Consider the following 13,953-nt stretch of genomic DNA (forward strand, 5'->3'; position numbering starts at 1 on the left):
CATGAATAAATAGGTCCTCACACACATTTTGTCACAAGAAAAATGTTACCTTGACTCAAAAGAAAAGCGGAGACCCTGTGAGCCTCCGCTTTGTGATGTTTCTCTCTTTATTGTTCTGCCGAAACCACCTCTAGCTTCGCGGTTGACTTTTGTTTAGACAGCACAAAATAAACCACACACTGAGAAATAATTGCGGCAAGCACAATCACTGGTGAGGCGTTGATTCCAGCTAAAAGAAAACACCCCAATGCGATCATTCCATTGAGTAATGCGTAAGGTAATTGTGTACGGAAGTGCTCATACTGTTCACACCCCGCTCCTGTCGACGACAAAATCGTAGTTTCAGAGATGGGAGAACAGTGATCGCCAAACAAGCCACCAGATAATACCGCACCAATACAAACCAACAGTGGTGCATCAATCGCGACGGCAGTTGGGATCACTAATGGCATCATGATGGCAAACGTCCCCCAAGATGATCCCGTAGCGAACGAGATAATACCGGCCAGTAAAAACGCAACCGCTGGCAATAACCAGTAAGGGAAACCGGCTTGAGCTTGTTCAGCAATGTATGCTGCTGCACCTAATTCTTTCCCAACCGAGCTAAGCGCCCAAGCCAATACCAGAATCACCGCCACTGACATCATGTTTGACATCCCTTTCAGATAAACCTGAATACCATCCGAAAGCTTTCTTACGCCATAAAACGCCATCAGCGCAATTAAAGTGAAGGCCGCGAAGAAATATGCAGAAGAAAGTGCAGCCCTGAACGTTGAGCCTGCTACTTTTTGAAATGGAAAACCGTGTGGCACCAGAATGGTACATAGAACCACCAGCATAACGAGCAAAGGTGCCCATACAAAACTGGATTTTGCATTTTTATGCGTAAACACATTCATGGACTCCTGCACTTTCCCAAAGTCGGAGCCCTGCTCTGCTAGTTGTTCAGCCTTCGCCATCGGTCCGAAATCTAATTTGAAGAAAGAGACAATCGGCACAATCGCGATCGCAAGAAAGGCGTAAAACTGATACGGGATCGCACCAATGAAAGCATCCCAGTCACTCATACTGACATTCAGGGCAGTAAACTCTTTTTGAATCAACCCCATGATGTAAACACCCCATCCGATAAAAGGAATCAAGATTGCGACCGGAGAGGAAGTTGAATCGATAATAAAAGCTAATTTTTGGCGTGATACTTTTAACTTATCAAATAAAGGGCGAAAAACAGGGCCAACAATCAGTGGTGTACCAAGGTCTGAGAAGAAAATAACAACACCACCGAACCATGCGGACAGTTGAGCTTGGCATTTACTCGCCACCCATTGAGTAACCTTTTTAGCAAACGCCACACCACCGCCAGATTTCTCCATCAAGGCAACAAAGCCACCAATAAAGACCAAGAGCAAAATGACGCCCGCATTGTAGCTGTCAGTTAATTGCGGCAGTAGATAGCTTTTCATCAATGCACTAAACGAGTCTAGTGGCCCTTTTTCGACAAATGTCCCTTCGAGCATAGCGACACCACTCACCACACCCGCGAATAAACCAACAACGACATTTCTTGTGGTCAGCGCGAGGAAAAGAGTAATAAGGATGGGAATGAGAGAGGTAACGTCAGCCTGTTCCATAGCAATACCATTTATGATAATTAAACAATTAAAATGAATATATATTTGATTTAATCGCATGTATATATCTCTCACAAAAAAGTTGAGCCACCTCTTCACAAACTTGAAGTACAAAAAAACCAGCCCGAAGGCTGGTTCTTATAAACTCAACTGTCTAGAGGAAAATTATTCCCACTCGATAGTCGCTGGTGGCTTACCTGAAATGTCGTAAACAACACGAGAAATGCCATCAACTTCGTTGATAATACGGTTAGAAACCTTACCTAGGAAGTCATATGGTAGGTGTGCCCAATGAGCAGTCATGAAGTCGATAGTTTCTACCGCACGTAGAGACACAACCCAATCGTACTTACGGCCATCGCCCATTACACCAACAGAACGTACTGGTAGGAATACCGTGAACGCTTGAGATACTTTGTTGTATAGATCAGCTGCGTGAAGCTCTTCAATAAAGATAGCATCAGCACGACGTAGCAAGTCACAGTATTCTTTCTTGATTTCACCAAGAACACGAACACCTAGACCTGGACCTGGGAATGGGTGGCGGTAAAGCATGTTATAAGGCAGGCCTAGCTCTAGACCAATCTTACGTACTTCATCTTTGAACAGCTCACGTAGTGGCTCAACAAGACCCATTTCCATGTCATCTGGAAGACCGCCCACGTTGTGGTGCGATTTGATCACGTGCGCTTTACCAGTCTTAGATGCAGCTGACTCGATTACATCAGGGTAAATCGTACCTTGAGCTAGCCATTTCGCGTTTTTCAGCTTCTTAGACTCTTCATCGAATACATCTACGAATACGTGACCGATAGTCTTACGCTTCTCTTCTGGGTCAGACTTGCCTTCAAGTGCTTTTAGGAAGCGTTCTTCAGCGTCAACTTTGATGATGTTCAAACCAAATTGGTCGCCGAACATATCCATTACTTGTTGACCTTCGTTTAGACGAAGTAGACCGTTATCAACAAATACACACGTTAGCTTGTCGCCGATTGCTCGATGAACCAGCATCGCAACTACCGATGAATCAACACCACCAGATAGACCTAGGATAACTTCGTCGTCACCCACTTGCTCTTTAATGCGAGCAACCGCGTCTTCGATGATAGATTCCGAAGTCCATAGACGCTCACAGCCACATACGCCAAGAACAAAGTTCTCAAGCATTTGTAGGCCACCTTTTGTGTGTGTCACTTCTGGGTGGAACTGAACACCGTAGTATTTCTTCTCTTCGTTCGCCATCGCAGCGTAAGGACAAGTGTCTGTCTCACCAACTTTTACGAAATCGGCTGGGATCTCTACTACTTTGTCGCCATGGCTCATCCAAACGTCTTGAGTTGCTTCAAGATCTTTAAATAAGGCACATTCACCAGAAACTTTAACCTGAGCGTAGCCAAACTCACGTTCGTTAGAGCCCGCTACTTTGCCTCCTAGCTGTTCCGCCATGGTTTGCATGCCGTAACATACGCCAAGCAAAGGAACACCAGAATCAAACACATATTGAGGCGCGCGTGGAGAGTTCTCTTCCGTTACGCTTTCTGGACCGCCAGATAGGATAATGCCATCTGGGTTGAATTCGCGAATATCCGCTTCTTCTACATCCCAGCTCCATAGTTCACAGTAAACGCCGATTTCACGTACGCGGCGAGCTACTAATTGAGTGTACTGAGAACCGAAGTCCAAGATCAGAATACGTTGGTCATGGATATTTTTAGTCATTTTGAGCAGTCTTTTTAAGGCTAAGTGATTAAAACCGAGGCGAGTGTACTCGCCTCTTCTTAATGCTTCAAGGAAAAAGCAAACGTTTCCGTTGGGTAATTAGTTCCCTAGACGGTAGTTCGGCGCTTCCTTAGTAATTTGAACATCGTGTACATGAGACTCTTGCATACCTGCACCAGAGATACGTACAAATTCAGCTTTCGTACGCATATCTTCGATAGTTGCAGAACCAGTTAGACCCATGCTTGAACGTAGACCACCCATTTGTTGGTGTACGATCTCTTTTAGACGGCCTTTGTATGCGATACGACCTTCAATGCCTTCTGGTACTAGCTTGTCCGCTGCGTTGTCAGACTGGAAGTAACGGTCAGAAGAACCTTGAGACATAGCACCAAGAGAACCCATGCCGCGGTAAGATTTGTAAGAACGGCCATTGTATAGAATCACTTCACCCGGCGCTTCTTCAGTACCAGCAAACATAGAACCAACCATCACACATGATGCGCCTGCTACGATTGCTTTACAGATATCACCTGAGAAACGGATACCACCGTCAGCAATAACCGGAATACCATAATCATTAGCCACTTCTGCCGCATCTGCGATTGCAGTGATTTGTGGAACTCCCACACCCGTTACAATACGAGTTGTACAGATAGAACCAGGGCCGATACCAACTTTCACTGCGCTTACGCCAGCTTCGATTAGTGCTTTAGCACCAGCACCTGTTGCTACGTTACCACCGATGATGTCTAGATCTGGGTAAGCAGCGCGAGTTTCGCGGATGCGGTTTAGTACACCTTCAGAATGTCCGTGTGAAGAGTCGATAAGTAGAATGTCAACGCCTGCTTCAACTAGAGCAGCAACACGCTCTTCGTTACCAGCGCCAGCACCAACGGCTGCGCCAACACGTAGGCGACCACGCTCATCTTTACATGCGTTTGGTTTACGTTCTGCTTTGTGGAAGTCTTTCGCAGTAATCATACCGGTTAGTTGGAACTCATCATTCACAACCAATACTTTCTCTACACGAGCTTCGTGCATTTTCTCTTGCACTTCTTCTCGTGTTGCACCTTCTTTAACTGCTGCCAACTTCTCTTTTGGCGTCATTACTGAAGATACTTTCTTAGAAAGGTCCGTCACAAAACGAACGTCACGACCAGTGATAATACCAACAAGCTCATTGCTCTCAGTGACAACAGGGAAACCTGCAAAACCATGCTTTTCAGTGAGTGCAACAACATCAGCGATGGTCGCGTCAGGGTTTACAGTAACCGCGTCAGTTACCATACCAGCTTCGAACTTCTTAACTTTACGAACTTCGGCTGCCTGCTGCTCAATAGACATGTTCTTGTGGATAAAGCCAATGCCACCCTCTTGCGCTAGCGCAATTGCTAGACGAGCTTCAGTAACAGTGTCCATAGACGCTGAAATCATTGGGATGTTTAGGGTGATGTTCTTAGTTAGCTGAGTGCGAAGATCAGCTGTGTTTGGGAGAACGGTGGAGTGTGCTGGCACAAGTAGTACGTCATCGAATGTCAGCGCTTCTTTGGCAATTCTTAGCATTTGCAATATCTCACAATTAGAGGAGTAAAAAGAACAATCCAATCTCATCGTTTCGCATAATGAGGGTAACCTGCGTTAGCAACTAGCTACATTTGGATTAGATATTGCGGAGGGATTATACGGTTAACGCAATCGCTTGACCACAAATTTTTTAATTTTTTTCTTGCAATTACCCTCTTGTTATGTATTATATTGCCGCTAATTTCCATACTCACGTCTAAGAGATTAGCTGTGCTCTCCAAGACCAATCAAAACATCTTTACTGTTTCTCGTCTCAACGCAGAAGTTCGTTTACTCCTTGAAAACGAAATGGGGATCGTTTGGCTCGTCGGAGAGATATCCAACTTTTCAGCTCCTGTCTCTGGTCACTGGTACCTCACTCTTAAAGACTCTCGCGCTCAAGTTAAATGTGCCATGTTTCGTGGTAACAATCGCCGCGTTACTTTCAAGCCCGCTAACGGTAATCAAGTCCTAGTAAAAGCTCGTCTGTCTCTTTATGAGCCTCGCGGTGACTACCAATTGATCATCGAAAGCATGCAACCGGAAGGTGATGGCCGTCTTCAACAAGAGTTTGAAGAGCTGAAAATGAAGCTTGCAGCAGAAGGGTTGTTCGCGCAAATCAATAAGCAATCTTTGCCTGAGCACCCTAAACGTGTTGGCGTCATCACATCGAAAACTGGTGCCGCGCTTTACGATATCTTAGACGTATTGAAACGTCGTGATCCTTCCCTACCTGTTGTGATTTATCCGACAGTGGTACAAGGTGAGGACGCAGCCATTCAAATTGCACAAGCCATTGGTCGCGCTAACAGCCGTGATGAATGTGATGTGCTAATTGTGGGCCGAGGTGGTGGTTCATTAGAAGACTTATGGTGCTTTAACAACGAGATATTAGCTCGCACGATTGCAGCAAGCCAAATTCCTATTATTAGCGCCGTTGGACATGAAGTTGACGTGACAATAGCTGATTTTGTCGCCGACGTACGCGCGCCTACTCCATCAGCAGCCGCTGAGCTAGTAAGCCGTGATAACAGCCACAAAGATCAAGCTTTAGTTACCCGCCAGCATAAGTTAGCGAGCGCGATGCGTTACTACCTAGCACAACAAAAGCAGCAATCTGCTCAATTAGTGCACCGTCTAGAGAGACAGCACCCAAGCTATCGCTTGCAACGTCAGACGCAACAGTTAGATGAGTTGGACATGCGCTTACAGCGAGCGATGAGTCGTTTTATTGCCTTGCGTCAACAGCGAATCGAGCGTCAACATTATCGGCTGCAATTAAATTCTCCTGTAACACGCCTTGCCGAGCAGAAGTCGAAGCTAGAACGTGTTGAGCAAAAGCTCATGGATGCAATGGATCGCAAATTACTGACTATGCGCCATCAACTCGCGATTGCCGCAGAAAAGTTGGACACCGTCAGCCCACTAGCGACATTGAAACGAGGTTACTCAATTACTCAAACTGAGCAAGGTAAAGTAATTACGCAATCTTCAGATGTAAAGTCGGGAGATGTATTGATTACCTGGTTAGCCGAAGGCGACGTTCGTTCTACCGTTAACTGAATACAAACTCTGGTTAACTGACTTTCTGGAACTCAAATCGGACACGTGATTTTGATTTGAGTTCATTACACACATTACAAAAGTAACTCGCAGCACCGCATGCTTGCAGCTTCTCCAGCTCCGCCTCACAATCAGGGCAAAAACCTACTTTTTTAAAATCCGATTCACACTGTGCACAATGGTATTGTCCTGTCCATTCCAGTTCGACATTGCAAGTCGGGCAAATGTTCTGCTGCATATCCCGTTCCTCTCTCTAAACTAAGCAATTTCGAGTAACGCATGCTACTCAAAATAACCAACAAGTATGTTGATCTTCATCACCGCCCCAACAAGTTTCACGAGGCGTTAACCATACTTGATACGTAGGATCTTATACTGATCGTCTGATATTTACTCCTTGATCAGCGATCACCCCTTAAAAGAATATTTATATAACCACACACCGAAAGCATAAGTTACATATTCTGCATTCCAATTTAAGATAGAATAAAAAACCTTATGGGGATTTAATTAAACGAAAAATCAGAATTTAATAAAAAGATCTTATTCAAAAAGCAGTGTTTACATTGGTGTGCATTTCGATAGTTTGAGCGTCGAGCTCAACGAGTTTAACTTGGATAAAAGCAAACTCATTTAAATGGCTCGCATGCGTTCCACCACAAGGGATTACCGCTAATTGACCTTCCCCTAAATCGCACTTCCAATAGCGAGAATCCGTTAAGCTTTCGCCGTGGCATTCCATGGTGATCATCGCATCTCTTTGAAGCCATTCAACCAGTTGGCCATTCACTTTTTCTGCAATCGCCTGGAGGTCATTCAGCATATCTGCACTGTTTAATCCTCTTTTACGGAGTGTTTTGCCTAAACGGTACGTATCGAGGCACTTGTCTGGAGTGACATAACTCGTGACTTGCGCATAGCTATTAAAGTCATAATAACCATGTGGGTCTTTGCGGTCTGCGTCTTTTCGCCAATAGTCTTCCGATAGTACTTTATTCAACGCCAAATACGCTAAGTGTCCTGCAGTGTGGCCTCGACTCAAAGCATTTTGATAGTCTTTATCTACCGCTAATGTTACCAAGTCATTAATTGCACATGATTCCGTGCGTGATAAAACATGCACGACGACAAACACCCAACCTTCAGCATCACGCTTTACAGGGATGTCACTACCCACATACAGAGCACCACTTTCCTGTTCCACTGCCCCAACTTGGCAATCTACTACGTCATGCTCAGCCCCATTCACCTTCAACGTTCCTTTGTCTGCAGGGTGATCCGGCCATATGTGACTAACGGGATGGAACGGCGTGACATCTGTAATAACGTAAGTCACTTCTTCCGTATATTGAACGAGCTGTATTTGTGCTTCTAATTGCCATGTTTGATGACAAAAACGAGTCTTTGTTGCTGTGATAGTCATTTTTACGATTACTTTTGATAAAAAAATACCCAAGTAGAAACTTGGGTATTCGAATTTCATTATTTATTGCGGTTTTTCACCATCGACATCATACGCTTACGTTTACGCTCTTGTGATAGCGTAAGCTTATTCGTACGGTTCTCGTATGGGTTATCACTGTTGTGGAAGTTAATGCGAATCGGTGTTCCCATAATTTCCAGAGACTTACGGAAGTAGTTCATCAGATAACGTTTATACGAATCTGGCAATTCACGAACCATGTTACCGTGGATAACAACGATCGGTGGGTTGTAACCACCTGCGTGTGCGTATTTGAGTTTGATACGACGACCACGAACCATTGGCGGTTGGTGATCATCCACAGCCATCTTCATGATACGCGTCAGTACTGACGTACCCACACGCGTTGTCGCCGAGTTATATGCTTCTTGGATAGATTCAAACAAGTGACCAACGCCAGTACCGTGCAGCGCAGAGATAAAGTGGATACGCGCGAAGTCGACGAATCCTAGACGGCGGTCCAGTTCTTTCTTCACGCTTTCTTTCACGTCACTGTCTAGACCATCCCACTTGTTAACGGCGATGACAATTGAGCGGCCAGCATTCAGTGCAAAACCAAGCAAGCTTAGGTCTTGGTCTGAAATATTTTCACGAGCATCAATCACTAGTAGAACGACGTTTGCATCTTCTACCGCTTTCAGCGTCTTAACAACAGAGAACTTTTCAACCGTTTCATTGATACGACCACGACGACGAACACCTGCGGTGTCAATTAGTACGTATTCGCGTCCATCACGCTCCATCGGGATGTAGATAGAATCGCGCGTTGTACCAGGCATATCGTATACAACCACACGTTCTTCACCCAGAATACGGTTAGTCAGTGTCGATTTGCCTACGTTAGGACGACCGATGATCGCCAACTTAATCGGCTGCTCTTGAAGGCGTTTGAATTCAGCTTCTGCGTCTTCTTCAGTGTAATCTTCAACAAGAGGCTCTTCGTCTTCGAATCCAGTCAGGTCTTCAATCTCACCTTCTTCAGATTCACTTGTTAGTAGATCATCAAAGAATGGAGATAAAGCACGCTCAAGCAAAGCGGTCACACCACGGCCATGAGCGGCCGCAATCTGGTACATATCATCCACGCCGAGCTGCCAAAAGTCAGCACACGCCGCATCGGCATCAATACCATCGATTTTGTTTACTACCAGCATCGCTGGCTTTTCAATTTTACGCAGATGCGCAGCAATTGCTTCATCTGAAGGTGTCAGACCAGCACGACCGTCAACAAGGAACAATACAACATCAGCCTCATCAATCGCGGCTAATGACTGTTCTGCCATCTTTGTTTCCACGCCTTCTTCTGTGCCATCGATACCACCAGTATCAATCACAATGAATTCGTGCTCTTCACCAAGTCTCGCCTGGCCATATTTACGGTCTCGCGTTAGGCCTGGAAAGTCCGCAACCAACGCGTCACGAGTGCGAGTCAATCGGTTAAATAGTGTAGATTTACCTACGTTCGGACGCCCTACTAGAGCTACAACAGGTACCATAACAACCTCTACAATAATCTTTCTTCTGTAGTTATAGGTAACGACTTGCTCGATGCCAAATCAAACCAGCTTTTTACCTATAACCACGTCAGGGTTAATAAATTCAAACAACAAAACGGCTCCTAGCTGTCACCAGCCAGGAGCCGAATGTGAATTATATCACGATATTATTCGTTAATGGTTAGTTTCTTTACATCGCCGTTGCGAGTTGTAATCACATAACCATCCGACAATAACGTCGGGCCAACTGCCAAGCCACTATCATCGACAAACTGCTGCGCAACAAATTCGCCCGTTGAACGATCCATCCAGTGAAGGTAACCAAGCGTGTCACCGACAACGAGATAATTGCCAACAATAACTGGCGCTGTAAGTTGTCGGTGCTCAAGCAAGCTGTTTTCCCACAACTCAGTTCCGCTTCGTGAATCAACGGCAACAACATGATCTTTTTCCGTTATCACAAAGATGCGACTACCATCTGTAGAAATGTCTGTCGCAGATGAGTAATTACGCTTCCAAATCGGGTTCGCTGAACGCAAGTCAATGGCGATAAGTTGACCATTGTATCCAATGGTGAAAAGAGTACCGCCTAGCACAATTGGCGATGAATCAACGTCAACCAAACGATCAATTTCTGTCGCGCCTTTTGGCGTACCAACAGGCTGTTGCCAAATCAACTGACCACGCTCAACGATAGCAGCTGCGAGTCGGCCATTTGCCGTTCCCCAAAATACACCGCCGCCAATTGCAGTCGGAGTACTGTCGCCACGTAAAGTTAAGTTCGGCACTTCTGTACTCAATGCCCAGCGTTGCTCACCTGTACTCTCATTAAGGGCAATCAACATGCCTCGGCTAGTATTGATGATAATAAGGCCTGAATCTGCAACTGGCTTCGCCAGTACCTCACCACCAACTTTTACACGCCAAACAATTTCACCTGTTTCTTGGTCAAGAGAGATGACTTCACCATTCTCAGAGCCAATGTAAAGGTTTCCGTATGCCGCTGTGATACCACCAGAGAGACGAGCAATGACATCTTCTTCTAGGTCCGTTTGCCAACGTTGTTTACCGTTTTCAGGATCCAGCGCTTTTACTAAGCCATCACGACTTGCCACGAACAATGTATCATTCGCAAATACAGGGGATAGTTTTGAAAAGTAATGACCAACACCATCGCCAACCGATGTGCTCCACTCACTACTGGTTGTAAACTGACTGTCTACCTGAGGTAGTGGCGCCATTACAATGGTGTCTTTCTCACCTGCACAACCGGCAAGTACTCCCATTGTTAACGCCCCTAGCAAGGCTTTCTTAAAGACTCTTTTCATCCAATGCGGTCCTTATTTCGCCAGATCGTCCAATTTCATTTGTAGTGTCGGGCTTGCATCTGCCGCTTGCTGAGCTTCAGTATACGCAGCGTACGCAGCATCTTTGTCACCTTGGCGAATCGCAATATCGCCACGAAGTTCAGCAATACGACCTGTCCATGCTGTATCAGTGACGTTACTTAGCTCTGCCGTTGCAGCGTCGAAGTTACCCATTTCCGTCTCAATACGCGCAATGCGGTAACTAATCAATGGTAACAACGCAGCATCTTGAGTGTGGCTTTGCGCCCACTTCAGTTGCTCCAATGCAGCAGAAAGGTCTTGAGCTTCAACTTGTGCTTTAGCAAGTTGTAGCGCAGCCAATACTGAATATTCTTTTACTTCATTTGACTCAATGAAAGCTTTCACGTCAGCTTGAACATCAGTGCCTTTGTCTTGCAAAGCATTCATTGCTGTCGTGTAGCTTTGAGAAGCTGCTTCACTCGCCTGAATCACAGAATCCTGGTAGTAACGCCAGCCGAATAGACCACCTAAACCAACAACCGCACCGATGATGACGGCTTTGCCGTTTTCCTTCCACCAGTCTTTAATGGCTTCAACTTGTTGTTCTTCAGTATCGTAAAGTTCCACTTCCTGTCCTCTTAAAACATGTAAATGGCAGCTTAGCTGCCATTGTTCCTATTTCGTTTAAAGGCTCCACATTTGGGAGCCTTAGCTTACGAACTAGGATGTAATTTTGTTAGATTACTAAAAGACTTAAATCAGTGCTGCGATCTTTTCTGCAACTTCTGCTTGGTTGTAAGTCTCTTGCTCACCACCAGCTAAGTCTTTCAGTACTACGGTATTATCCGCAACTTCGTTTTCGCCCAGAACCAATGCTACAACAGCACCAACTTTGTCTGCGCGTTTAAACTGTTTCTTGAAGTTACCGCCACCGAAGTGATTCATCACACGAACGCCTGGAACAGACTCGCGAAGCTGTTCTGCTAGCTTCATTCCTGCCATCATGGTGCCTTCACCCGCAGTGACTACGTACACGTCAACACTGCGACGAACGTCTGTTAGTTCCAACGTTTCTAGCATCAGTACTAGGCGCTCTAGGCCCATTGCAAAGCCAACCGCTGGTGTTGGTTTACCACCTAATTGCTCTACAAGGCCATCGTAACGACCACCTCCACATACAGTGCCTTGAGCACCTAGGCTCTCAGTGATCCACTCAAATACCGTGCGATTGTAGTAATCCAGACCACGAACTAGACGTTCGTTAACTGTGTATTTGATACCTGCGGCGTCTAAAAGTTCACATAGACCTGCGAAGTGTGCTTTAGATTCTTCACCCAAGTAATCTGAAAGGCGAGGCGCATCACCTAAAATAGCTTGAACGTCTGGGTTCTTCGTATCCAGAACACGCAGTGGGTTCGTGTGCATGCGACGCTTACAATCTTCATCTAGCACATCAATATGTTGCTCAAGGAATGCAACCAGTGCAGTACGGTAGTCTGCGCGGTCTTCTTGAGAACCGATAGAGTTCAGCTCAAGACGAACATGTTCATTGATACCTAGCTCACGCCATAGACGCGCCGTCATCATGATAAGCTCTGCATCAACATCTGGACCATTTAGACCAAACACCTCAACACCACACTGGTGGAATTGACGGTAACGACCTTTCTGCGGACGTTCATGGCGGAACATAGGCCCCATGTACCACAGACGCTGTTCATCACGGTTGATCAGGCTGTTTTGGATACATGAACGTACACAACCCGCCGTACCTTCTGGGCGAAGTGTTAGGCTGTCGCCGTTACGGTCATCAAAAGTGTACATTTCTTTTGAAACGACGTCTGTTTCTTCACCAACAGCGCGGCTGAATAGGTTTGTTTCTTCAACGATTGGCATGCGCACTTCGTTATAACCGTATGCGCTAATTACATTTTTCACTGTGTTTTCTAGTTTTTGCCACAGTGGCGACTGAGTTGGGAGGCAATCGTTCATGCCTCGAATTGCTTGAATTGTTTTTGCCACAATACTTACCGTAATTCTCGTTGAGATTAATCTTGTACTTTAACTTCGATGCGGTTTTCGCCATTCATCATAGCTGCTTTCGCACGGATCTTAGCTTCTAGCTTATTCACAAGGTCATCGTTATCAAAGCGCTCTTTCTGGCGTTTACCATCTTCGTAGAATGCGCTCTTCTTGTTACTACCTGCTAGACCTAAGTGAGAAACTTCTGCTTCACCAGGGCCGTTTACCACACAACCGATGATAGACACATCCATTGGCGTGATGATGTCTTCTAAACGTTGCTCCAGTGCATTCACCGTACCAATCACATCGAATTCTTGGCGTGAGCAGCTGGGGCACGCAATAAAGTTGATGCCTCGAGAGCGAATGCGCAGAGATTTAAGGATGTCGAAACCGACTTTGATTTCTTCAACTGGATCGGCCGCCAAAGAGATACGCAGCGTATCGCCTATCCCTTCAGATAACAGCATACCTAAGCCAACAGATGACTTAACAGCGCCAGCTCGAGCACCACCCGCCTCTGTGATACCTAAATGAAGAGGCTGATCGATTTTCTTCGCCAGCAGACGATATGAATCCACAGCAAGAAAAACGTCTGAAGCTTTCACGCTAACTTTAAATTGGTCAAAGTTAAGACGATCGAGATGATCTACGTGACGCATCGCCGATTCAACCAAGGCTTCTGGCGTTGGTTCACCGTATTTCATCTGTAAATCTTTTTCCAAAGATCCACCATTGACGCCAATACGGATCGGGATGTTTTTATCGCGAGCGCAATCAACAACAGCGCGAATACGCTCTTCATTGCCGATGTTACCTGGGTTGATACGTAAACAGTCAACTCCGTACTCCGCAACTTTCAGCGCGATACGATAGTCGAAATGAATATCAGCCACTAATGGTACAGAAACTTGCTGTTTAATCAGTTTGAAAGCTTCTGCTGCGTCCATCGTAGGTACAGAAACTCGAACGATATCTGCGCCGACTTTTTCTAGTGCTCGGATTTGAGCGACTGTCGCTTCTACGTCAGTCGTGCGAGTGTTAGTCATTGACTGTACTGCAATTGGCGCACCATCACCAATTGGCACATCACCCACATAAATACGCGTCGATTTACGACGAATAATTGGAGATTCGTGTTGCAT

The 13,953-nt window shown here is 45.7% G+C and carries 11 protein-coding genes; 1 reads left to right on the plus strand and 10 read right to left on the minus strand.

Translation table 11 applies throughout. The features are described 5' to 3' along the window. Window positions 1-107: 107 nt before the first annotated feature. The 3 genes from R7M92_RS13885 to guaB form a co-directional block, all read right to left on the minus strand. Complete coding sequence (locus tag R7M92_RS13885) at window positions 108-1,631, minus strand: Na+/H+ antiporter NhaC family protein (protein ID WP_005381684.1); 1,524 nt, start codon at window positions 1,629-1,631, stop codon at window positions 108-110. 165 nt (window positions 1,632-1,796) lie between these two features. Then, the gene (gene guaA / locus R7M92_RS13890) at window positions 1,797-3,350 is read right to left on the minus strand and encodes a glutamine-hydrolyzing GMP synthase (protein WP_005381685.1); all 1,554 of its coding nucleotides are present in this window, start codon (window positions 3,348-3,350) and stop codon (window positions 1,797-1,799) included. A 99-nt stretch (window positions 3,351-3,449) separates the two neighbouring features. After that, the gene (gene guaB, locus R7M92_RS13895; protein WP_017633908.1) at window positions 3,450-4,916 is read right to left on the minus strand and encodes an IMP dehydrogenase; all 1,467 of its coding nucleotides are present in this window, start codon (window positions 4,914-4,916) and stop codon (window positions 3,450-3,452) included. A gap of 231 nt (window positions 4,917-5,147) precedes the next feature. Between guaB and xseA the strand changes: the two genes are divergently transcribed. Beyond that, a complete protein-coding gene (gene xseA, locus R7M92_RS13900; protein ID WP_085569930.1) occupies window positions 5,148-6,479 on the plus strand; it encodes an exodeoxyribonuclease VII large subunit in 1,332 nt (443 codons plus the stop codon). Window positions 6,480-6,492: 13 nt separating this feature from the next. On the opposite strand, the gene R7M92_RS13905 is transcribed toward xseA, so the two are convergent. The 7 genes from R7M92_RS13905 to ispG all read right to left on the minus strand — a co-directional run bounded on the left by R7M92_RS13905 (window position 6,493) and on the right by ispG (window position 13,953). Further along, window positions 6,493-6,717 (minus strand): zinc ribbon domain-containing protein, encoded by a 225-nt coding sequence (locus R7M92_RS13905; RefSeq protein ID WP_005381691.1) that lies wholly within the window; start codon window positions 6,715-6,717, stop codon window positions 6,493-6,495. Window positions 6,718-7,026: 309 nt separating this feature from the next. Continuing rightward, on the minus strand, window positions 7,027-7,902 hold the full coding sequence (locus tag R7M92_RS13910) for an alanyl-tRNA editing protein (protein WP_318133669.1): 876 nt from the start codon (window positions 7,900-7,902) through the stop codon (window positions 7,027-7,029). A 59-nt stretch (window positions 7,903-7,961) separates the two neighbouring features. Continuing rightward, window positions 7,962-9,458, minus strand: a complete 1,497-nt coding sequence (der, locus tag R7M92_RS13915) for a ribosome biogenesis GTPase Der (RefSeq protein ID WP_017820569.1) — start codon at window positions 9,456-9,458, stop codon at window positions 7,962-7,964. 167 nt (window positions 9,459-9,625) lie between these two features. Next, window positions 9,626-10,786, minus strand: coding sequence for an outer membrane protein assembly factor BamB (bamB, locus tag R7M92_RS13920; protein WP_005381696.1), 1,161 nt, complete (start codon window positions 10,784-10,786; stop codon window positions 9,626-9,628). Window positions 10,787-10,798: 12 nt separating this feature from the next. Then, window positions 10,799-11,413 (minus strand): YfgM family protein, encoded by a 615-nt coding sequence (locus R7M92_RS13925; RefSeq protein WP_318133658.1) that lies wholly within the window; start codon window positions 11,411-11,413, stop codon window positions 10,799-10,801. 126 nt (window positions 11,414-11,539) lie between these two features. After that, the gene (hisS, locus tag R7M92_RS13930; RefSeq protein ID WP_005381698.1) at window positions 11,540-12,808 is read right to left on the minus strand and encodes a histidine--tRNA ligase; all 1,269 of its coding nucleotides are present in this window, start codon (window positions 12,806-12,808) and stop codon (window positions 11,540-11,542) included. A 26-nt stretch (window positions 12,809-12,834) separates the two neighbouring features. Further along, window positions 12,835-13,953, minus strand: coding sequence for a flavodoxin-dependent (E)-4-hydroxy-3-methylbut-2-enyl-diphosphate synthase (ispG, locus tag R7M92_RS13935; protein WP_005381699.1), 1,119 nt, complete (start codon window positions 13,951-13,953; stop codon window positions 12,835-12,837).

Origin of the sequence: Vibrio sp. Vb2880, from assembly GCF_033337975.1 — a bacterium.
Classification (GTDB): domain Bacteria; phylum Pseudomonadota; class Gammaproteobacteria; order Enterobacterales; family Vibrionaceae; genus Vibrio; species Vibrio alginolyticus.

Excerpts from the sequence above, each read along its gene's own strand:
- R7M92_RS13885 (WP_005381684.1), bottom strand. The coding sequence starts at position 1,631 with ATGGAACAGGCTGACGTTACCTCTCTCATTCCCATCCTTATTACTCTT.
- guaA (WP_005381685.1), bottom strand. The coding sequence starts at position 3,350 with ATGACTAAAAATATCCATGACCAACGTATTCTGATCTTGGACTTCGGT.
- guaB (WP_017633908.1), bottom strand. The coding sequence starts at position 4,916 with ATGCTAAGAATTGCCAAAGAAGCGCTGACATTCGATGACGTACTACTT.
- R7M92_RS13905 (WP_005381691.1), bottom strand. The coding sequence starts at position 6,717 with ATGCAGCAGAACATTTGCCCGACTTGCAATGTCGAACTGGAATGGACA.
- R7M92_RS13910 (WP_318133669.1), bottom strand. The coding sequence starts at position 7,902 with ATGACTATCACAGCAACAAAGACTCGTTTTTGTCATCAAACATGGCAA.
- der (WP_017820569.1), bottom strand. The coding sequence starts at position 9,458 with ATGGTACCTGTTGTAGCTCTAGTAGGGCGTCCGAACGTAGGTAAATCT.
- bamB (WP_005381696.1), bottom strand. The coding sequence starts at position 10,786 with ATGAAAAGAGTCTTTAAGAAAGCCTTGCTAGGGGCGTTAACAATGGGA.
- ispG (WP_005381699.1), bottom strand. The coding sequence starts at position 13,953 with ATGCAACACGAATCTCCAATTATTCGTCGTAAATCGACGCGTATTTAT.